The organism is Janthinobacterium sp. 1L-D-8-B-C4 (assembly GCF_057291295.1).
The window spans coordinates 231,072-251,550 of sequence record NZ_JBXAVX010000002.1; the positions used below are offsets into that span (position 1 = coordinate 231,072).

The 20,479-nt window shown below is 60.7% G+C and carries 16 protein-coding genes; 10 read left to right on the top strand and 6 right to left on the bottom strand.

Translation table 11 applies throughout. From position 1 onward, the window contains the following. Nucleotides 1-98 precede the first annotated feature (98 nt). Complete coding sequence (locus AC0Z42_RS04105) at nt 99-659, top strand: ATP-dependent Clp protease proteolytic subunit (protein ID WP_485466972.1); 561 nt, start codon at nt 99-101, stop codon at nt 657-659. An 84-nt stretch (nt 660-743) separates the two neighbouring features. Here AC0Z42_RS04105 and AC0Z42_RS04110 read toward each other — a convergent pair whose 3' ends face one another. Then, a complete protein-coding gene (locus tag AC0Z42_RS04110; protein ID WP_485466973.1) occupies nt 744-1,049 on the bottom strand; it encodes a hypothetical protein in 306 nt (101 codons plus the stop codon). Nucleotides 1,050-1,243: 194 nt separating this feature from the next. Between AC0Z42_RS04110 and AC0Z42_RS04115 the strand changes: the two genes are divergently transcribed. The 6 genes from AC0Z42_RS04115 (at nt 1,244) to def (ending at nt 10,559) form a co-directional block, all read left to right on the top strand. Next, a complete protein-coding gene (locus AC0Z42_RS04115) occupies nt 1,244-1,864 on the top strand; it encodes a phosphatase PAP2 family protein (RefSeq protein WP_485466974.1) in 621 nt (206 codons plus the stop codon). A gap of 148 nt (nt 1,865-2,012) precedes the next feature. Then, nucleotides 2,013-5,540: a chromosome segregation protein SMC gene (gene smc / locus AC0Z42_RS04120; protein WP_485466975.1), complete on the top strand. Its 3,528-nt coding sequence runs from the start codon at nt 2,013-2,015 to the stop codon at nt 5,538-5,540. After that, nucleotides 5,537-6,697, top strand: a complete 1,161-nt coding sequence (locus AC0Z42_RS04125) for a cell division protein ZipA C-terminal FtsZ-binding domain-containing protein (RefSeq protein WP_485466976.1) — start codon at nt 5,537-5,539, stop codon at nt 6,695-6,697. The genes smc and AC0Z42_RS04125 overlap by 4 nt, the downstream gene beginning before the upstream one ends. Before the next feature lie 14 nt (nt 6,698-6,711). Further along, nucleotides 6,712-9,066 (top strand): NAD-dependent DNA ligase LigA, encoded by a 2,355-nt coding sequence (gene ligA / locus AC0Z42_RS04130; protein WP_485466977.1) that lies wholly within the window; start codon nt 6,712-6,714, stop codon nt 9,064-9,066. A gap of 51 nt (nt 9,067-9,117) precedes the next feature. Continuing rightward, entirely contained in the window at nt 9,118-10,026 is a 909-nt protein-coding gene (galU, locus tag AC0Z42_RS04135; protein WP_485466978.1) for a UTP--glucose-1-phosphate uridylyltransferase GalU, read from the top strand. After that, the gene (def, locus tag AC0Z42_RS04140) at nt 10,023-10,559 is read left to right on the top strand and encodes a peptide deformylase (RefSeq protein WP_485466979.1); all 537 of its coding nucleotides are present in this window, start codon (nt 10,023-10,025) and stop codon (nt 10,557-10,559) included. The genes galU and def overlap by 4 nt, the downstream gene beginning before the upstream one ends. Nucleotides 10,560-10,876: 317 nt before the next feature. Here def and AC0Z42_RS04145 read toward each other — a convergent pair whose 3' ends face one another. The 5 genes from AC0Z42_RS04145 to AC0Z42_RS04165 form a co-directional block, all read right to left on the bottom strand. Beyond that, nucleotides 10,877-11,641: a flagellar brake protein gene (locus tag AC0Z42_RS04145; RefSeq protein WP_485466980.1), complete on the bottom strand. Its 765-nt coding sequence runs from the start codon at nt 11,639-11,641 to the stop codon at nt 10,877-10,879. A 104-nt stretch (nt 11,642-11,745) separates the two neighbouring features. Then, nucleotides 11,746-12,495, bottom strand: a complete 750-nt coding sequence (locus tag AC0Z42_RS04150; protein ID WP_485466981.1) for a pseudouridine synthase — start codon at nt 12,493-12,495, stop codon at nt 11,746-11,748. Between the two features lie 39 nt (nt 12,496-12,534). Beyond that, on the bottom strand, nt 12,535-15,102 hold the full coding sequence (locus AC0Z42_RS04155) for a [protein-PII] uridylyltransferase (RefSeq protein ID WP_485466982.1): 2,568 nt from the start codon (nt 15,100-15,102) through the stop codon (nt 12,535-12,537). A gap of 32 nt (nt 15,103-15,134) precedes the next feature. Beyond that, nucleotides 15,135-15,947 carry a type I methionyl aminopeptidase gene (gene map / locus AC0Z42_RS04160; protein WP_485466983.1) on the bottom strand — a complete coding sequence of 271 codons (813 nt, stop codon included), beginning with the start codon at nt 15,945-15,947 and terminating at the stop codon, nt 15,135-15,137. Nucleotides 15,948-16,068: 121 nt separating this feature from the next. Then, entirely contained in the window at nt 16,069-16,293 is a 225-nt protein-coding gene (locus AC0Z42_RS04165; protein WP_485466984.1) for a hypothetical protein, read from the bottom strand. A gap of 277 nt (nt 16,294-16,570) precedes the next feature. On the opposite strand from AC0Z42_RS04165, the gene AC0Z42_RS04170 reads away from it, so the two are divergent. Genes AC0Z42_RS04170 through rpsB form a run of 3 tightly spaced genes read left to right on the top strand, consistent with a single transcriptional unit; the run spans nt 16,571 to nt 20,442 of the window. Next, entirely contained in the window at nt 16,571-19,414 is a 2,844-nt protein-coding gene (locus AC0Z42_RS04170) for a TonB-dependent receptor plug domain-containing protein (protein WP_485466985.1), read from the top strand. 33 nt (nt 19,415-19,447) lie between these two features. Continuing rightward, complete coding sequence (locus AC0Z42_RS04175; RefSeq protein WP_485466986.1) at nt 19,448-19,654, top strand: hypothetical protein; 207 nt, start codon at nt 19,448-19,450, stop codon at nt 19,652-19,654. A 35-nt stretch (nt 19,655-19,689) separates the two neighbouring features. Continuing rightward, the gene (gene rpsB / locus AC0Z42_RS04180) at nt 19,690-20,442 is read left to right on the top strand and encodes a 30S ribosomal protein S2 (protein ID WP_086145236.1); all 753 of its coding nucleotides are present in this window, start codon (nt 19,690-19,692) and stop codon (nt 20,440-20,442) included. The last annotated feature ends 37 nt before the right edge of the window (nt 20,443-20,479 follow it).

A 20,479-nucleotide genomic window follows, 5' to 3' on the forward strand; every position in this document is an offset into this window, starting at 1 on the left:
GTAAGAGTGTTGCGCACGCGGTCAGCGAGACGGCGGCCGGCGCGGAAATTTGCTATGCTCATTGCCATCATCACCGTCCCCATCGAAGAGTGATTACCATGAGTGAAAGCCATAACAACATCGAGCAGCACGGCTGGTTTACCTTGTCCGGCGACGTCAACAGCGATATGGTGCGCCGCGTCTTCGACGCCGTGGCCGACATGACCGAAGACAAGCTGACCACCGCGCATATCCTGATCCAGTCGAACGGCGGCTATGTCAGCGACGGCATCTGCCTGTACAACTTTTTAAGCAAGCTGCCGATCAAGCTGGTGACCTACAACACCGGCGCCGTCGCCTCGATCGCCGTCACCCTGTTTCTTTCCGGGCAGCAGCGCTATGCCAGCGACACGGCGCGCTTCATGGTGCACAAGTCGCATGCCACGGCCTCGCCCGGCGCGCGCCCCGATGCCCTCAGCATCATTGTCGAAGGCTTGCGGGCCGACGATCAGCGCACCGAACGCATCCTGCGCAGCCACGTGGCGTTGAGCGAAGAGCAGTGGCTGGTGCATGCATATTCCGACCTGCACCTGACGGCCGAGCAGGCGCTGACGGTCGGCATGGTCGAAGCGATTCGCGATTTCGAAATTCCCAAGGGCAAGCGCCTGACGAACATCTGAGCATGTAAAAAAGGCCTGGACCGGCATGCCGGTCCAGGCCTTTTTTCAAGTCTTGCCTGTGGCTTGCGCCATCAGGGCAAGCCCTTATTTGCCGCTTTTGCTGCCGCCGCTGCCCGACTGCTTGTTGCCGTCGTTTTTATGGCTCTGGCGGCCAGCTTCCACGTGCTGTTCGTGGGTGCCGCCCTGTTTGCTGCCCTGGGTAGCGTTGCCGGACTGCTTGTTGCCACTGCCGGATTGCTTGTTGCCTTGATCGCTTTTTTGATTCGATTTCATCATATTTCCTTTGAGAAATAAAAGAGTCACGAAAAATCCTGCGCCGGAGCGCATCGGTAAAGGGGCGCCAGAGATACCGGGCCAGCTCCCCTTGGCTGATGTGTGCCGGTAAGGCATGATGCGCGGCAAGCATGAGTGCGACTATCGGAACACTGCTTGACGCCATGTAGGATTTGGCCTGCTTTCTTGCCGGAAATAACCTGATCAAATGTAATCGGATGTAATAGTCCGGGCTGGATTCTTGAAAACCGCGGCCTGGACCTTGCCAGTCGTGGCATAGTGCAGCCTGAACTTAAACGAGCGCAGTGACGATGAACTGGAATGCAATTTCTTTTACGGCCGACATGGCGGTGCTGGGGCCGGCTGGCGTGGCCATCGCCGTCTGGCTGCTGGTGTCGAAACAATGGCGGCTGGTACTCAGCTGGAGCTTGTGGTACGGCGGCGGCATGTTGCTGGTGGTGCTGTCCAAGCTGGCCTTCATCGGCTGGGGCATCGGTAGTGCGGCCTATGATTTTACGGGTTTCAGCGGACACGCCATGCGCGCCGGCGCCGTCTTTCCGGTGCTGATGTACGTGATACTGCAGCGCGCGCCGCGCCCCTGGCGCCATGCCGGCGTGATGCTGGGCGTGGCCTATGCCGTGCTGGTGGCGGTGTCGCGCGTGGTGGTGCATGCGCACAGCGTGTCCGAAGCGGTCAGCGGCTGCGTGCTGGGGCTGGCGGTGGCGTTCGGCTTCATGTGGCGCGCGCGCGGGGCCGTCAATTTTGCCGTCAGCCATGCCCTGGCGCTGGCCAGCCTGGCCTTGATGGTGCTCATTACCTTCAAGGCCGAGCCGATGCCGACCGAAGACTGGCTGCAGAAAATCGCGCTGGCGCTGTCTGGTCATGAGCGGGTTTTTTCGCGTGCCGACTGGCAACTGGCCGGCCGCCCCTGAGCAGGCGGCACGGACTGCGGTTTTTTGGCCAGAAAAAGCATGGCAAATGGTATGATGGGCCACTTTTTTGCGATGGTGGCAATGCATGGGCCTGGTTCCGCATTGCCGTCACCGATAACCGCCAGCATAGGCAGGAACTTTAAAACACGTGCGTCTCTCTTCCATCAAGTTGTCGGGGTTTAAGTCTTTCGTCGACCCCACCAATTTCCAGGTGCCGGGCCAGCTGGTAGGCGTGGTCGGACCGAATGGCTGCGGCAAGTCGAACATCATCGACGCCGTGCGCTGGGTGCTGGGCGAGTCGAAAGCGTCGGAGTTGCGCGGCGAATCGATGCAGGACGTGATCTTCAACGGTTCCACCCATCGCAAACCAGCCGGGCGCGCCTCGGTCGAACTGGTGTTCGACAATAACGACGGCAAGGCTTCTGGCCAGTGGGGCCAGTATGCCGAGATCGCCGTCAAGCGCACCCTGACGCGCGACGGCACTTCCACCTACTACATCAACAGCCAGCCGGTGCGCCGGCGCGATATCCAGGATATTTTCCTCGGCACCGGCCTGGGGCCGCGCGCCTACGCCATCATCGGTCAGGGCATGATTTCGCGCATTATCGAATCGCGCCCGGAAGAGCTGCGCGTGTTCCTCGAAGAAGCGGCCGGCGTATCGAAATACAAGGAACGCCGGCGCGAGACCGAAAACCGCTTGCAGGACACGCGCGAAAACCTGCTGCGGGTGGAAGACATCCTGCGCGAACTGAACGCCAACCTGGAAAAGCTCGAAGCGCAGGCGGCCGTGGCTACCCGTTTCCACGCCTTGCAGGCCGACCAGGAAGAAAAGCAGAAGCTGCTGTGGCTGCTGCGCAAGAACGAAGCGCAAAGCGAGCAGACGCGCTACTTCCGCGAAGTCGAGCAGGCGCAGACCGACCTGGAAGAGCAGACGGCCAAGCTGCGCAACGTGGAACTGACCCTGGAACAGATGCGCCAGGCTCACTTTGCCGTCGGCGACCGTCTGCATACGGCGCAAGGCCATCTGTACCAGACAAACGCGGAAATCGGCAGCCTGGAAGCGCAGATCAAGTTCGTGATCGAATCGCGCGCGCGCCTGCAGGCGCAACTGGCCACCTTGACGGCCCAGCGCGACCAGTGGAGCAGCCAGGGCAGCGAATACCAGGAGCAGATCGAGGAAGCCGAATTCCAGCTTGAAGAACTGGCCGCCAAGGTCGAGCAGTCGCAGATGATGGCCGAGCAGAAGGGCGAGCAATTGCCCGAACTCGACGCCGCCTGGCGCGCGGCCCAGCACAAGAGCACGGAATCGCGCGCGAAGATCATGCAGGCGCAGCAGCAGCTGGAACTGGAATCGGCGCACCAGCGCAATGCCTCGAATATCCTCAACAGCCTGCTCACGCGCCGCGAGCGCCTGCAGCAGGAAAAAAACAGCTTGAGCCTGCCCGACAGCAGCCACCTGGAAAACCTGAAACTGCAACTGGAAGAAAAGCAGCAGACGCTGGAGGAGCAGGGTTTTTACCTGGAAGAGGCGCTGGAACAGCAGCCCAAGCTGGAGCAGGAGCGCAGCGAGGCGCAGGCCCAGGTCAATGCCGAAACAGCGGCCAACGCCCAGCTCGAAGCGCGCCTGTCGGCCTTGAAACAGTTGCAGGAACGGGTGCAGACCCAGGGCAAGGTCCAGCCCTGGCTGAAAAAACACGAACTCGACACCTTGCCGCGGCTGTGGCAAAAGCTGCAGATCGAAGCGGGCTGGGAAGCGGCGATGGAGTCCATCCTGCGCGAGCGCACCTCGGCCTTGCAGCTGTCCAATATCGACTGGGCCAAGGCCTTCTTTGCCGACGCGCCGCCGGCCAAGCTGGCCCTGTATGCGCCGTCGACCGTGCCGCCGCTGCCGCTGCCGGATGTGCCTGGCCTGAAACCATTTTTGAACCTGCTGAAACTCAATGACCCGGGCTTGCGCGGCCTGCTGCAGGACTGGCTGCATAACGCCTATGCGGTCGAAGACGCGGCCGAAGCTTTGGCGGAGCGCAGCAAGCTGCCGCCGGGCGGCTATTTCGTCACGCGTGCGGGCCACGTGGTTACCAGCGGCAGCGTGCGTTTTTACGCGGCCGACTCGGAACAGGAAGGCATGCTGGGACGCCAGCAGGAAATCGACAATATCGGCAAGCAGTTGCGCGCCCAGCAGCTGCTGGCCGAAGAAGCGCGCGCCCGTTCGGTGCGCGCCGATGCGGCCGTGGCCAGCCTCACGCGCAACCTGTCCGACCTGCGCCTGCGCATGCAGCAGCTGACGTCCTCGGTACATACCTTGCAACTGGACGTGGTGAAACTGTCCGAGGTCGAGGCGCGTTTCAACCAGCGCAGCACCCAGATCGGTGCGGATCTGGCGGAAATCGCCGCCCAGGAAGCCGAACAGCAGCAGATCAAGATGGAATCGGAAGAAAAATTCGAACAACTCGACATGGAGCTGGGCAATCTGCAGGAAGAACACGAAAACGGCCAGACCGACTTCCTGCGCAAGGAGCAACTGTTGTCCGAAGCGCGCGACGCCTTGCGCGACCTGGAACGCGCCGCCAAGGATACGGAATACGCGGAAAAATCGCAGCGCACCCGCATCGAGGAATTGCGCCGCAATATCGCTACCGCCAGCACCCAGGCGCAGCAGGTGACGGCCAGCCTGCAGGCCGGCCAACTGGAACTGGCCAACCTGGAAAGCGGCGCTGCCAATGACGGCTTGCAGGATTTGCTTGAGCGCCGCACCAGCCAGGAAAAAGCGCTGGCCGACGCGCGCCATGAGCTCGACCAGGTCACCCAGCAGCTGCGTCTGCTTGAGGACGGGCGCACGCAGTCCGAGCGCAGCTTGCAGCCGCAGCGTGACAAGATCATGGAAATGCAGCTGAAGGAACAGGCCGCGCGCCTGAACCAGGAACAGTTCGCCCAGCAACTGCTGGAGTCCGGCGCCGACGAAGCGGCCCTGACGGAAAAACTGCACCCGGACATGCGCCCGTCCTACCTGCAGGGCGAAGTCACGCGCATCACCAATGCCATCACGGCGCTGGGCGCGGTCAACCTGGCCGCACTGGACGAACTGGCCCAGGCGTCCGAGCGCAAGAATTTCCTCGACGCCCAGAATGCCGACCTGACCGAAGCGATCAACACGCTGGAAGACGCGATCCACAAGATCGACAAGGAAACGCGCGACCTGCTGCAAGACACGTTCGACAAAGTCAACCATCATTTTTCCGAACTGTTCCCGATCCTGTTCGGCGGCGGGCAAGCGAGATTGACCATGACGGGCGACGAAATTCTCGATTCCGGTGTACAAGTAATGGCGCAGCCTCCGGGCAAGAAAAATGCCACCATCCACCTGCTGTCAGGTGGTGAGAAAGCGCTGACCGCGACCGCACTGGTGTTTTCCATGTTCCGCCTGAACCCGGCGCCGTTTTGCCTGCTCGACGAAGTCGATGCGCCGCTGGACGATTCGAACACGGAACGCTTTTGCCGCATGGTCAAGCGCATGTCCGACCAGACCCAATTCCTTTTCATTTCGCATAACAAGATTGCGATGGAAATGGCCCATCAATTGATCGGTGTGACGATGCAGGAGCAGGGCGTATCGCGCATCGTGGCGGTGGACATGGAGTCCGCCGCAAATTTTGCTACCGAGGCACAAGCAGCATGACAGACCTTCAAATTACCTTGTTCGGCGCCGGCGGCGTCTTTATCGTCGCCGTGTTCTCCTACAATAAATGGCAGGAGTACAAGGCCAAGAAAAGCGTCGAGCGCGCTTTTTCCAGCGACCACGACGACGTGCTTATGCGCGAAGGCGAGGCGCCTGCACCGACAGCACATGCCGAACCGGTGCTGCGTCAGGAACCGCGCCTGGACAGCGCGTCCGCGCCGGCCGCCAAGACCGAGCCATCGTTTGGCGCCGCTCCTTCCGCGCCGGCCGTATTTGCCGATGAAGTGGGGCAGGGCGATACCGCCTACGGCCTTGACACCGTGCCATCGCCCTCGCAGGAAAACAGCGCCGCCAGCGAACTGGCCACCAGCCTGGTCGATCCGCTGATCGATTGCCTGCTGCCGCTGTCGCTGGAAGCGCCGGTGCGCGGCGAAAAAATCCTGCCGGTGCTGCAAACCTTGCGCCTGGTGGGCAACAAGCCGGTGCACTTCATCGGCCTGCACGTCAACGGCGACTGGGAGCCGATCACGCACGGCGGCGTGTACACGAAAATGCAGGGCGGGGTGCAGCTGGCCAGCCGCAGCACGGCCCTCAATGAACTGGAATACTCGGAACTGGTCACGCGCCTGCGCGTGGTGGCCGACGATATCGGCGCCGAGCCGGAAGTGCCCGACATGATGGAAGTAATGGCCGAAGCGCGCAATCTGCACCGCTTCGTGGCCGGCCACGACGCCCAGTTGGGCGTCAACCTGCATACCAATGGCGCGCCATGGGCGATTTCCACTTTGCTCGTCGCGCTGGAAAAGCAGGGCTTCGACGTGCGCCCCGACGGCCGCTTCGTGATGCCGGACGGCCAGGGCGGCCATCTGTTCTCGCTGTCGACCAATGTCACCCTGGCCGAGGAAACCACGCCACGCCTGACCCTGCTGCTCGACGTGCCTTGCGTGGCGCCGGCGCGTGACGGTTTTGGCGCCATGGTCGCCTGCGCGCGTGCGCTGGTGGGCCGCCTGGACGCGACCATCGTCGACGACTACAACCAGGCCTTGTCCGACGCGGCCCTGGCCGAGATCGCCGGCCAGGTGCAGGAGTTTTACCAGGAAATGGAAGCGGCCGATATTCCCGCCGGTTCCACCCGCGCACTGCGTTTGTTTAGCTGAAGAATCTTGTAATAATGACCGACTCGACCAACGCCGCCAAACGCGTGCTGGAGCTGACCGCCGAACTGAATCGGCACCTGCACGCCTATCATGTGCTGGATAATCCGACCATTCCCGACGCCGTCTACGACCAGCTCTTTATCGAGCTGCAGACCCTGGAAGCGGCGCATCCCGAGCTGCGCGCACCCGACTCGCCCACCTTGCGCGTGGGCGCGGCGCCGCTGCCGTTTTTCGAGCAGGTGACGCACGCCGTGCCGATGCTGTCCTTGAATAACGGTTTTTCGGACGATGACATCGTCAATTTCGACCGCCGCGTGCGCGAAGGGCTGGACCACGACGGCGCCGAAATCGATTACGCGGCCGAAGTCAAGTTCGACGGCCTGGCGATCAACCTGCGCTATGAGAATGGCCTGTTCGTGCAGGCCGCCACGCGTGGCGACGGCGCCACGGGCGAAGACGTGACGGCCAATATCCGCACCATCGGCGGCATTCCGTTGCGCCTGCATGGCGATCAGATACCCGCCTTGCTCGACGTACGTGGCGAAGTAATGATGTTCAAGGCCGACTTCGCCAGCCTGAACGAGCGCCAGCGCGAAGCCGGCCAGAAGGAATTTGCCAATCCCCGCAATGCTGCCGCCGGCAGCCTGCGCCAGCTCGATGCGCGCATCACGGCGCGCCGCAAGCTGCGCTTCTATGCCTACGGCATCGGCGCGCTGCAAGGCGCGCCGATGCCCGCGTCGCACTCGGCCCTGCTGGACTGGTATGTAAAGCTGGGCATTCCCGTGTCGAAAGAGCGCAAGGTGGTGCGCGGCGCGCAGGGCCTGTTTGGCTATTTCAGGGATATCGGCGAGCGCCGTCCCGGCCTGCCCTTTGAAATCGACGGCGTGGTGTACAAGGTCGACGCCACTGAAGACCAGCTCGAACTCGGCTTCGTGTCGCGCGCGCCGCGCTTTGCGCTGGCGCACAAGTTCCCGGCCGAAGAAGCGCTGACGGTGGTGCAGGGCATCGATATCCAGGTCGGCCGTACGGGCGCGATGACGCCGGTGGCGCGCCTGGCGCCCGTTTCGGTAGGTGGCGTGACCGTCACCAACGCCACCTTGCACAATGAAGACGAAATACTGCGCAAGGATGTCCGCGTGGGCGACACGGTCATCGTGCGCCGCGCCGGCGACGTGATCCCCGAAGTGCTGGCGGTGGTGCTGGACCAGCGCCCCGATCCTGCGCCCTTGCCGTTCAAGATGCTGGAACACTGCCCCGTATGCGGCTCGCACGTGGTACGCGAAGAAGGCGAGGCGATCGCGCGCTGTTCGGGCGGCCTGTTCTGCTCGGCCCAGCGCAAGGAAGCGTTCCGCCATTTCGCCGGCCGGCGCATGATGGATATCGACGGCCTGGGCGAGCGGTATATTGACACCCTGGTCGAGCTCGACTATGTACACAGCCTGGCCGACCTGTACAAGCTGAGCCTGGAAAAGCTGCTGGAAATGAAAGTGCGCGCCGACGAACGCGACGGTTCCACGCCCGAGACGGTACAGCAAGGCAAGATACCCACCAAATGGGCTGAAAACTTGCTGGCCGGCATCGAAGCGAGCAAGCGCCCGCCACTGGAGCGCTTTTTGTTTGCGCTCGGCATCCGCCACGTGGGCGAATCGACCGCCAAGACGCTTGCCGAATGGCTGGGCAGCCTTGAACGCGTGCGCCATGCGCCTGCCGCCCTGCTGCGCGTGCTGCCCGATATCGGCGGCACGGTGGCCGAGTCGATTGCCGATTTTTTTGCAGAAGAGAAAAACCAGCAGGCTTTGCAGGCCTTGCTCGACGCTGGCGTGACGCCGCAAGGCGAACACGCGCCCAGCGCCAAGCTGCGCGAGCAACTGGACCAGGTCAAGCTGCTGGCCGCCATCGGCATCCCCAAGCTGACCGAGCCGCGCAGCCGGCAACTGGTCGAGCGCGGCGCCACCCTGGCCACCCTGGCCGAGCAGGGAAGTGGTTTCCAGGCCGGTTTGCCGGCCGGCGTGGCCGAGGCGCTGGCGTCGTGGCTGCAGGTGCCGGCGAATCTGGACTTGCTGCGTCAATTGAACGGCATGCGCGAGCAATTGCTGGCAGAATTACCACAACTGCCAGACGCCGGCGGCAAGTTCGAAGGCAAGACTTTCGTGCTCACTGGCACCTTGCCCACCATGAGCCGCGATGCGGCGGCGGCGCTGATCGAAGCGGCCGGCGGCAAGGTCAGTGGTTCCGTATCGAAGAAAACCAGCTACGTAGTCGCTGGCAGCGATGCTGGCAGCAAGCTGGCCAAGGCACAGGAACTGGGCTTGGCGCTGCTCGATGAAGCGGGCTTGCTGGCGCTGCTGGCGCTGGACGCACCTGAATAGAACAGTTTCCATTATTTCTACATTTATTTTATTTTCTACGTACCCAGGCATATGAAAAAAATCAGAAAAGCAGTTTTCCCCGTCGCCGGTCTCGGCAGCCGTTTTTTGCCTGCGACCAAGGCGCAACCGAAAGAAATGTTGCCCATCGTTGACAAGCCTTTGATCCAGTACGCGGTGGAAGAGGCCGTCGCGGCGGGCATCACCGAAATGATCTTCATTACCGGCCGTAACAAACGCGCCATCGAGGACCATTTCGACACGGCCTATGAGCTGGAAACGGAACTGGAAGCAGCCGGCAAGCGCCAGTTGCTGGAAATGGTACAGAACGTCATTCCGAAGCATATCAATTGCATCTATATCCGCCAGTCGGCGCCGCTGGGCCTGGGCCACGCCGTGCTGTGCGCGCGCCCGGTGGTGGGTGACGAACCGTTTGCCGTGCTGCTGGCGGACGACTTCATGGACGTGGAAGAGGGCGTACGACCGGTGCTGGCACAGATGACCGATGTGTTCCAGTACGAAAACTGTTCCTTGCTGGCGGTGCAGGACGTGCCGCGCGCGGAAACCAAGCAATACGGCATCGTCAGCGCCCGCAACTACCAGCCGGACCTGGAACTGGTGTCGGCCATCGTTGAAAAACCGGCGCCGGAAGAAGCGCCGTCGACCCTGGCGGTGGTCGGCCGCTATGTGCTGACCAGCCACATTTTCAATCACCTGGAAAAAATCGGCACCGGCGCCGGTGGCGAAATCCAGCTGACCGACGGTATTGCCGCCCTGATGCGCGAGGAACGCGTGCTCGCTTACCGTTATTCGGGCCAGCGTTATGACTGCGGCTCCAAGCTGGGTTACTTGAAGGCCATGACCGCCATGGGCCTCAAGCATCCGGAAACGGGCGCCGCCTTCCGCGCCTACCTTGACCAGATGCAATCGAACCTGGAAGCGGCCAAGCTGGAAGCAAAATGACCGTACGCGCAATTCTGAAAATGGGCGATCCGCGCTTGTTGCGGATGGCCGAGCCGGTGCGTGACTTCGACACGCCCGAGCTGCACGCCCTGATCGCCGACATGTTCGACACCATGCACGCGGCCAATGGCGCAGGCCTGGCGGCGCCGCAGATCGGCGTCAACCTGCAACTGGTGATCTACGGCTTCAAGCAGAATTTGCGCTATCCCGACGCGCCCCAGGTGCCGGAAACGGTGCTGATCAATCCCGTGCTGACGCCCTTGTCGGAGCGCAAGGAAGAGGGCTTCGAAGGCTGTCTGTCGGTGCCTGGCCTGCGTGGCAGCGTGCCGCGCTGGAGCGAGCTGCACTATGAAGGCGTCGACCAGTTCGGCAAGCTCATCAGCCGCGACTGCGACGGCTTCCATGCGCGCGTGGTGCAGCACGAAGTCGACCATCTGCACGGCATCCTCTATCCGATGCGTATCGTCGATTTCACGCAGTTTGGCTTTACAGAGGTGATGTTTCCCGATCTCGATCCGAACGACGACGATTGACCATCCATAAAAATGGCCGTTACCTGTGTAATGCCGTTCAGTCACGCTGTCCGACGCATGTAAATGCGTAAGGTGTACAAACGTAAAATGGCGGGCCGGAGACGCGAGCCCGAGAAAATGCCGATGGCGGCGTTGCAGCTCCTCGCCGTACATGCGTACTGTCTTCGTCGCTGCGCCTTGCCCTCGACATTTTTCAGGCTCGCTTGGCCCGGTGGGCCTGTGCGGGCGACTGGGTTTTTAATCCGTTTTGCAGGTTTACCGGGAGCCTGGGGACACTAACTGAACAACATGGCCGCTACCTGCGGCCATTTCATTTTTCAGCGCACCTTGCGCCCGCTGCCCAGGTTGTCGAGCAGCTCCACCAGCTCATCGCGCATCGCGTCCGTCAGGTTCAGGAAGCGGCAGCCGATCTGCACCTGTTCGCCCAGCAAAAACGAGCGGAAAGTGCGCGACAGGCGAATTTCCAGGTCGGCGATCATGACCTTGTTCGGTCCCAGTTCGAGGCGCACGCGCGACAGCTTGCGGCCCACGTACAGGCCGACCGTGTCGCGCGGGTGGGCGCGCATGCCGATGCCGCCAGCCGAGAAATCGTACAGCTGCAGTTCATAGGGACGGCCTTCGAGCACGAAGGCGGCCAGGTAGTAGACGCCCAGCGGCGTTTCCAGCCGCGTCGATTCGCGTCGCTCCAGCACCAGGCAGTGGCCGGGAAAATTGGTGAGATAAACGTTGGGCCGCTCGGGGTAGGCTTCCCATTCGCCATTGATGGTAAATTGCAGCTTGGCGCTTTGCACCCACGAGACGAAGGTGGCGCTGCCGGGCGGCAGGGTTTGTCCATCATTGAGTTCGAGCACGAATTGTGGCAGGTCGTCGTCGACCGACAGTATGCGCGCCATGATGGCGTGGTCGCTGCCGTCGGCGTAGATGGAAATGGCGTCGCCATTGTCGGCCAGGCTGCACAGGGTTTCACCGATATCCCACGGGTCGCTCATATGGTGCGGCTTGGTGCCCGGCGCCATCGGTTCGGCCACATCGGCCAGGCTGGGCGCACCTTTACGCAGGGGATTGGGAATGGGATCGTTCACAGCGGCTATCTCTTATGTTCTGTTAGGCAATAGTGTATAGCCTTACAGCAATATTTACTAAGTAAATATTGCATTTGCCAATATTGCAATTTTTCTGGTGCCGCTTAAAACTGCTCGTCGGCGGAGAGGTAGCGCCACTGGCCGGTGGGCAGGTCGCCCAGCTTGACCTTGCCGATGCGTACGCGCTTCAGGCCCAGCACTTTCAGTCCCACCAGCTCGCACATGCGGCGGATCTGGCGTTTCTTGCCTTCGCGCAGGGTAAAGCTCAGCTGATCATCATTTTGCCAGCGCACCTTGGCTGGCAGCAAAGGCTTGCCGTCGAGCCAGAGGCCATGGTTGAGCCGTTTCAATTCGCTGTCCGGCAGCTTGTCGCCCTTGGTATATTGCACCCGCACCAGGTACTCCTTGTCGACCTCGGTGTCGTGACCGATCAGCTGCTTGGCCACGCGGCCGTCCTGGGTCAGCACCAGCAGGCCGACCGAATCGATGTCGAGCCGGCCGGCCGCCACCAGGCTGCGCAGTTGGGTCGGGTGGAACTGTTCCGGGCTGCGGTCTTCCGCCCAGCGGTTCTCGGCCTTGATCAGCGCCACGGCCGGCGTGTAGCCGTCTTCGGCCTGGCCGCTGACGTAGCCGACCGGCTTGTTGATCAGTACGGTCACGCGCTTGGACTGCTCGGCGGCAGCCTGGCGTTCGACGGTGATGTGCTGGCTGGGGTAAACCTTGCTGCCCAGCTCGGACACCACCTTGCCGTCCACGCGCACCCAGCCGCGGGCGATCCATTCATCGGCTTCGCGGCGGGAAGACAGGCCCAGTTCGGACATGCGTTTGGACAGGCGTAATAATTCTTCGGTCATGGTCTTTATTTCGGTAAGGGTAAATCGACGTGCACGGTCTTACACTTTCAGCGCATCGAGTAAATCGGTTTCCAGCAATATCTGGTTGCGGGCATTGTTCAGGGCCGGGCCATCGACCAGGAACACGTCTTCGACCCGCTCGCCCAGGGTCATGATCTTGGCCGTGTGCAGATTGACGCGGTACTTGGTCAGCACATTGGCGATCGAATACAGCAGGCCCGTGCGGTCATTGGCGGCCACCGACAGCAGGTAGTACTGGCCCCGCTCGTCTGGCCGCAAATCGACCGTCGGCTGGAACGGAAAGGTGCGCGACAAGCGCGACAGCCGTCCCTTGCCCGGTGGCGGCAGCGGCGCCTGCGACAGCAGCAGTTCGCCCAGTTCATGCTCGATCAGGCTGATGATGTCGCGGTAGCTCTTTGCAAAGCTCTGCTCCGTCACCAGGAAGGTGTCGAGCGCATAGCCGTTCTTCGTCGTATGGATCTTGGCGTCGAGAATGCTGAAATTCTTGCGGTCGAAATAGCTGCAGATGCGGGCGAACAGGTCAGGCTGGTCGGGCACATACACCGCTACCTGCAAGCCTTCGCCGATTGGCGCGAGGCGGCATTTTACCACTGGCAGTTTGCTGTCGAGCTTGTCATACAGCGAGCGCGTCTGCCAGGCGATGTCGGAGGCATCGTGGCGCAGGAAATACGCCACGTCGAGCTGCTGCCACAATTTGACGTGCGCGTCCGGCGGCAGGCCATACAGGCGCAGGGTGGACAGCGCTTCCTGCTGGCGGTTCTTCAGTTCGCGGTCGGCCGAATGCGGCTCGCCGCCGAGCACGCGCAAGGTCACCTTGTACAGGTCTTCGAGCAGCTTGCCCTTCCAGGCGTTCCACACTTTCGGGCTGGTGCCGCGGATATCGGCCACCGTCAGCAGGTACAGCGCCGTCAAATGGCGTTCGTCCTTGACCACTTTGGCAAATGCTTCGATCACGTCGGGATCGGACAGATCCTGCTTTTGCGCTACGGTCGACATGCCCAAATGGTTTTCCACCAGGAAGGCCACCAGTTCCGTGTCTTCCGCCGACATGCCGTGCTCTTCGCAGAACTGGGTGGCGTCGGCCACGCCGAGCTTGGAATGGTCGCCGCCGCGGCCCTTGGCGATATCGTGGAACAGGGCCGCCACGTACAGCAGCCAGGGCTGCGAAAAATCGGCCATCAGCTGGCTGCAGTACGGGTATTCGTGGGCATGTTCGCTCATCGTGAAGCGGCGCATGTTGCGCACCACCATCAGGATATGCTGGTCTACCGTGTACACGTGGAACAGGTCGTGCTGCATCTGCCCGACGATGCGGCGAAAGTTCGGCAGGTAGCGCCCGAGGATGCTCATTTCATTCATGCGGCGCAGCGCATGGATGATGCCCACCGGCGCCTTCATGATGCGCAGGAAGAGGGCACGGTTGGCCGGGTCATGGCGGAAGGCCGTGTCGATCTTGAAGCGAGCGTGCCACAGCGCGCGGGTGGCGCGCGAGGTCATGCCCTTCAGGGCCGGGCGTTCCGTCATCAGGACAAAAATTTCCAGCATCGCCGACGGGTAGCGCTCGAACGTATCGTCGGCGCTGATGTCGATCAGGCTGTTGACTTCATTGAAGCGGGGATTGATGGCGACGGCCACGTCGTCCTGCGGGAATAGCCGTGCCTCGATGTTCTGCAGCAAGATGGTGTTCAGTTGGGTGACCGTTTTGGCGGCCCAGTAATAGCGCTGCATCAGAAATTCGCTGGCGCGGCGCATGTGCGGACCGCTGCCGGTCGCCTGCAAGCCCAGCGATTCGGCGATTGCCGTTTGCACGTCGAATACGAGGCGGTCTTCGCGCCGTCCAGCGTGCAGGTGCAATCGCACGCGGATATCCTTGAAGGCGCGCTCCTTTTCCATCAACTGGCGCGCTTCCGTCAGCGTGATCAGGCCGCTGGTGGCCAGGGTGCGCCAGGAGTTGGCCAGTCCGGCCGCCTTGGCCACCCACAGGATCACCTGCAGATCGCGCAGGCCGCCCGGGCTTTCCTTGCAATTCGGTTCCAGGCTGAAGGCCGTGTCTTCATACTTGGCGTGACGCTGGCGCATCTCCGCCGTCTTGGCCTGGAAAAACGCCTGCGGGTCCATCGCGTGCTGGTAGCGTTCCTGCAACTGGGCAAACAGCGCCCCGTTGCCGCACACCAGGCGCGCTTCGAGCAAACTGGTCTGCACCGTGATGTCGGCCTTCGACTCGCTCAGGCATTCGTCGACCGTGCGGATGCTGTGGCCGATTTCCAGCCCCAGGTCCCACAGCAGTTGCACCAGCTCTTCGAGCTTTTCAGTGGTGGGCGCATCGGGCGCGTGTTCCAGCAGGATCAGCAGGTCGATGTCGGAATACGGAAACAGTTCGCCGCGGCCGTAGCCGCCCACGCCGACCAGCGCCGTGCCCGGTGGCAGGGCCGCTTCTTCCCAGGCGCGCGCCAGCACGCCGTCGACGCTCTGGCGCAGGTTGCGCAACAGCTTCTCGGGCTTGCCGTCGGCCTGGAAAGCGGCAACGACGACTTGGCGGTCGGCTTTCAGTTGCTGCTTGAGCTCTTCGCGTACATGCTTTTTCATCGGTGCCCTGGGTCGCTGCGGTGGGTGGGGTATCAGGCTTTGTTCAGGATGAACGCTGGCGGCGGCGGCATCTGCGGCGACACGGTCAGGATTTCATAACCGGTTTCGGTCACCAGCACCGTATGTTCCCACTGTGCCGACAGGCTGCGGTCTTTCGTCTTGATGGTCCAGCCATCGTTCATTTCGCGGATCTCGCGGCGGCCCGTATTGATCATCGGCTCGACCGTGAAGATCATGCCCGCTTCCAGGCGCTCCAGGGTGCCCGGCTTGCCGTAGTGCAGCACTTGCGGCTCCTCATGGAAGACCTTGCCGATGCCGTGGCCGCAAAATTCGCGCACCACGCTGTAGCCGGCTTTTTCCGCGTGTTGCTGGATCGCATGGCCGATATCGCCCAGGTGCGCGCCCGGCTTGATCTGGTCGATTCCCAGCCACATGCATTCATACGTCACTTCCGCCAGGCGCTTGGCGAGGATAGTTGGCGTGCCGACCAGGAACATGCGGCTGTTGTCGCCGTGGTAGCCGTCCTTGATGACGGTGATGTCGAGGTTGACGGAGTCGCCGCTTTTCAACACTTTGTCGCCGGGAATGCCATGGCAAATCACGTCGTTGACGGAGGTGCAAATGGCTTTCGGGTAGGGCGTATAACCGGGTGGGCAGTAATTGAGCGGGGCCGGGATGGTGCCCTGCACATTGACCATGTATTCATGGCACAGTCGGTCCAGTTCGCCGGTGGTGACGCCGACTTTCACGAACGGCGTGATGTAGTCGAGCACTTCGGCGCCCAGCTTGCCGGCGACGCGCATGCCTTCGATGTCGGCGGCGGAATTGATACGGATGGTGGACATGATGGGAATCGCAATCTGCAAGATATTCGGTGAAAAAGCGCAGAACAGTCCTGTAGGACAAAAAAAATCTGCAAATATGCCGAAATTATAAACGAGGCAGTAGCGATGCGCGGCGGTGCTTTCAGGGTGGGAAAGGCGCTGGCGGCGAAATGCGCCAGATTGGTGCGTCGGGGAAAACCGGCAAACGAAATAAACCGTTTTTTTCCTGGACATCGGCCATGTTTTTGGCGGCCGACACTGGCGTGGTTGATATTTGAAGAGTTTTAACGCCGAATGCACCGGAAAAGCGCATTGCGCAATGCAGCGGCGAGGCCATTGCACCGAAGAATGGCACGCGTTTCTGCATTAAAGAATAACAACGTTCTTTTGGTATGGAAATCGAAATATTTCACCGTGAAGAAAGTGTTGTTTCTTTGTTGAATTTAGTTTTGTACAACATTGACAGTGCCACTTTTAAAATGGTTTGATGTAGTGATGTCACGGCAATCTTGCTGAGTCGCTTATCAAGCGACCAACGGGCGGGAACACGACCGGCAGCTGGGATTCGAAAAGACATGAACATGATTTTATGTTTACAAGAGCCTGACTACATCAGTGAATAGTATTTATAAATCGGAGAAATTATGCATCAACGCACCAAGATTGCCTTAGCCGTAGCGATGGCCTTGCATTCGCTGACGGCTTTTGCTCAGGCGCAAGCCGAAGCAGAAGCGCCGCAGCGCGTAGAGGTCACTGGCTCCCGTATTCGCCAGGTCGATTTGGAGACTGCCCAGCCAGTCTTCAAAATGACCTCGCAGCAGATCCAAGCTACCGGCCTGGTCAACATCGGCGACGTTCTCAACCAGATGACCGGCATGGCGCCACCATCGTTCAGCAAGGGCGCGACCCTGACCTCGAACGCCGAGCAGGGCGGCCAGTACATCGACATGCGCAACCTGGGCGCGAACCGCCTGCTGGTGCTGGTCGACGGCAAGCGCTGGACCCAATCGGTTGACGGCTACACCGACATCTCGACCGTGCCGACCTCGATGGTCGAGCGCATCGAAATCCTGAAGGATGGCGCTTCCTCGATCTACGGCTCGGACGCAATCGCCGGCGTGGTCAATATTATCCTGAAGAAAACCATGGTTGGCGGCAGCTTCAGCGCCTACACCGGCCAGAACGCCAAGGGCGACGGCGAAACCAACGACTACAACTTCGCCTACGGTGCCGGCGACGAAAAAGCCTCGCTGATGTTCGGTTTGTCGCACAGCAATACCGCGCCAGTGTGGGCCAGGGACCGCACCATCACTTCGTTCCCGCGTGGTCCGAACAATCCGACCGCTGGCCTGGGCGTAGGCCCATGGGGTGAAATCACCTCGCTGGACGGCAAGATTGATCGCGTGCTGAACCACACCGGCGGCCCTAACGGCGTCGGCGTTGGCGCTGATCCACGCAATCCGGCCAACTACCACGACTACGATGGCCGCGCCGAAGACAACTTCAACTCGGCCAGCCAGATGATGTTCCAGTCGCCGACCAAGCTGACCACCGCCTTCACCAAAGGTGAAATCGCGCTGCCTTGGGACTTGCGCTTCAAGTCGACGGCCATGTACTCGGAACGCAAATCGAGCCGCCAGATCGCCGGTTACCCGCTGAACAGCGAATCGCAGGCCGACTATCCTGTCTACATCGACAAGGACAGCTACTTCAACCCGTACGGCAGCTCGGTTGCCGGCGCGGGCAACGGCCAGGACATGTTCTTCTACCGCCGTACCATCGAACTGCCGCGTATCACGGAAAACAACAGCCAGACCTTCCACGTCGACGCTGCAATTGAAGGCGACTTCAACCTGCGCGGCCTGCCTTGGAACTGGAGCGTTGCCTACAACCACAACCGCGTCAACGGCACCCAGAAAAGCACCGGTAACCTGAATCTGCTGAACCTGAAAAAGGCGCTGGGCCCATCGTTCATGAACGCCTCCGGCCAAGTGCAGTGCGGTACCGCTGCCAACCCGATCGCGCTGAACGCCTGCACTCCGTTCAACATTCTCGGCGGTCCGTCGGCTTCGACCCCTGAAGCACTGGCCTATGTCAATGCAACCGGCCTGTCGACCTACGGCAGCACCATCAACAGCGCCACGGCTGACCTGTCGGGCGAGTTGTTCAAGCTGCCAGCCGGTTCGGTAGGCGTGGCCGGTGGTCTTGAGCACCGTACGGTACGCGGTTTCGACCAGCCTGGCCTGTTCGAACAATCCGGTTATTCGACCGACCTGGCGTCGAACGCCACCTACGGCAACTACTCGGTGCGCGAGGCTTACCTCGAAGCAAACATTCCAGTGCTCAAGGACGTGTTCCTGGCCAAGTACCTGTCGCTCGATCTGGCCTCGCGCTATTCGGACTACAGCAACTTCGGCTCGACCACAAACAGCAAGGTCAGCGTGATGTGGAAGCCGGTCAACGACCTGCTGGTACGCGGTACCTGGGCAGAGGGGTTCCGCGCTCCGTCGCTGGGTGATACCTTCGGCGGCGGTTCGCAGTCGTTCGTCGACTACCTTGATATTTGCGATTCGGTCAATGGCGATGCTGCTACCAATGCTACTGTCCGCGCCAATTGCGCCAGAGTCGTACCAGCCGGCTATCGCCAGGTGAACCAGTCCGGCCAGCCTGTGGACGGATCCGGCGGCCAGTCCAACGTGGCCTTCCGTCAAGGCGCCGGCAACAACGCGCTGCAGCCTGAAACCGCGAAAACGAAGACCGTCGGTCTGGTGTACAGCCCTTCTTTCGTGCCAGGCCTGACCGCCACGATCGACTGGTTCAACATCCAGGTCAACAACAAGATCACTGCGATCGATGCGGAATACGTTCTGAAACAGTGCTACGAGAACAACGTGCAGTCATTCTGCGGACAGTTGCAGCGTAACGCCAGTGGCGAGATCGTCAACATGAGTCTCGGCAATGCGAACCTGGGCAAACTGGAAACCGAAGGCGTCGATTTCGGCTTCAACTACCGCCTGCCACGTTCGTCGTACGGCAACTTCACGCTGCGCTCCGATTCGACTTGGGTAAAATCGTATCGCATCCAGAGTGAAGATGGCGCCAAGTGGGACGAGTACAACGGTGAATACCTGTACAACCGCCTGAAATCGAACCTGTCGCTGGACTGGGCCTTGGGCAACTGGAATGCAACCTTCACCTCGCGCTACGTCAGTGGCACGAAAGATGGCTGCTTCTCGCCGACGGAGAGCTGCAGCAACCCGGATGGCAAAGCCACTTTTGGTCGCTACAACAAGATCGGCTCGCTGACCTATAGCGATCTGAGCGTTGGCTACAAAACGCCTTGGAAGGGTCAGATCACCGTTGGTGCCAACAACGTGTTCGACAAAGAGCCACGCATCGTGCGCCGCGGCCAGGCTTCGAGCAGCGTGGTGGATCCAGACGTGCCTATCGACCGTTTCGTCTACGTTCGCTACAACCAGTCGTTCTGATGCCACGCTCCGCAAGGAGCCTGACATAAGAGAATGAGCAAAGCCCGCCAGGTTCGCCCGGCGGGCTTTTTTCATGGGGTGTTCGATTTGCAAGGCGCGCTTGATGCGCGCGTCATTTCAGTGTACAATCCCGGGTTGCTTGAATTCCCATTTGAGCAGTGCTTGAAGCAGCCTTTAACGGGGCTGAAATTTATTTATATAAACACGCGAATCCGGTCGACAAGGGTGCCTGTATGGTGACTGATCGGATTCCAGACCCAACCCTGGAGTTAATAATGTCCGTAACAATGCGCGAAATGCTGGAAGCCGGTGTCCACTTTGGTCACCAAACCCGTTTTTGGAATCCAAAAATGGCACCGTTCATCTTCGGCCATCGCAACAAGATCCACATCATCAACCTGGAAAAAACCATGGCGATGTACCAGGACGCAATGAAGCACGTGCGTCAACTGGCTGCAAACCGTGGCACCATCCTGATGGTCGGCACCAAGCGTCAAGCGCGCGAAATCATCGCTGCTGAAGCACAACGCGCTGGCGTGCCTTTCGTTGATCAACGCTGGTTGGGCGGCATGCTGACCAACTTCAAGACGATCAAGACCTCGATCAAACGCCTGAAGGACATGGAAGCGATGGTTGAAGACGGTTCGATCGAAAAGCTGTCGAAAAAAGAAGCGCTGATGTTCTCGCGCGAAATGATCAAGCTGCAAAAATCGATCGGCGGCATCAAGGACATGGGCGGCGTTCCTGACGCAATCTTCGTCGTTGACGTTGGCTACCATAAAGGCGCGATCACCGAAGCGGCAAAACTGGGCATTCCAGTCATCGGCGTGGTCGATACCAACCACTCGCCAGAAGGCGTGAACTTCGTTATCCCAGGTAACGATGACTCCTCGAAAGCCATCATGTTGTACGCTCGCGGTGTTGCTGATGCAATCATCGAAGGCCGTGCAGCTGCCGGTAACGAAGTGGTTGAAATGGTTAAAGCCGCTGCTGGCGACGAATTCGTCGAAGTCAACGAACAGGCTTGATGCCACGCTGCCTGCGGGTAGCGGTTTGTAAAGCTCA

Coding starts and splice junctions, on each gene's coding strand:
- AC0Z42_RS04105 (WP_485466972.1), top strand. CDS start 99: ATGAGTGAAAGCCATAACAACATCGAGCAGCACGGCTGGTTTACCTTG.
- AC0Z42_RS04110 (WP_485466973.1), bottom strand. CDS start 1,049: ATGCCTTACCGGCACACATCAGCCAAGGGGAGCTGGCCCGGTATCTCT.
- AC0Z42_RS04115 (WP_485466974.1), top strand. CDS start 1,244: ATGAACTGGAATGCAATTTCTTTTACGGCCGACATGGCGGTGCTGGGG.
- AC0Z42_RS04125 (WP_485466976.1), top strand. CDS start 5,537: ATGACAGACCTTCAAATTACCTTGTTCGGCGCCGGCGGCGTCTTTATC.
- ligA (WP_485466977.1), top strand. CDS start 6,712: ATGACCGACTCGACCAACGCCGCCAAACGCGTGCTGGAGCTGACCGCC.
- galU (WP_485466978.1), top strand. CDS start 9,118: ATGAAAAAAATCAGAAAAGCAGTTTTCCCCGTCGCCGGTCTCGGCAGC.
- def (WP_485466979.1), top strand. CDS start 10,023: ATGACCGTACGCGCAATTCTGAAAATGGGCGATCCGCGCTTGTTGCGG.
- AC0Z42_RS04150 (WP_485466981.1), bottom strand. CDS start 12,495: ATGACCGAAGAATTATTACGCCTGTCCAAACGCATGTCCGAACTGGGC.
- AC0Z42_RS04155 (WP_485466982.1), bottom strand. CDS start 15,102: ATGAAAAAGCATGTACGCGAAGAGCTCAAGCAGCAACTGAAAGCCGAC.
- map (WP_485466983.1), bottom strand. CDS start 15,947: ATGTCCACCATCCGTATCAATTCCGCCGCCGACATCGAAGGCATGCGC.
- AC0Z42_RS04165 (WP_485466984.1), bottom strand. CDS start 16,293: ATGCAGAAACGCGTGCCATTCTTCGGTGCAATGGCCTCGCCGCTGCAT.
- AC0Z42_RS04170 (WP_485466985.1), top strand. CDS start 16,571: ATGCATCAACGCACCAAGATTGCCTTAGCCGTAGCGATGGCCTTGCAT.
- AC0Z42_RS04175 (WP_485466986.1), top strand. CDS start 19,448: ATGAGCAAAGCCCGCCAGGTTCGCCCGGCGGGCTTTTTTCATGGGGTG.
- rpsB (WP_086145236.1), top strand. CDS start 19,690: ATGTCCGTAACAATGCGCGAAATGCTGGAAGCCGGTGTCCACTTTGGT.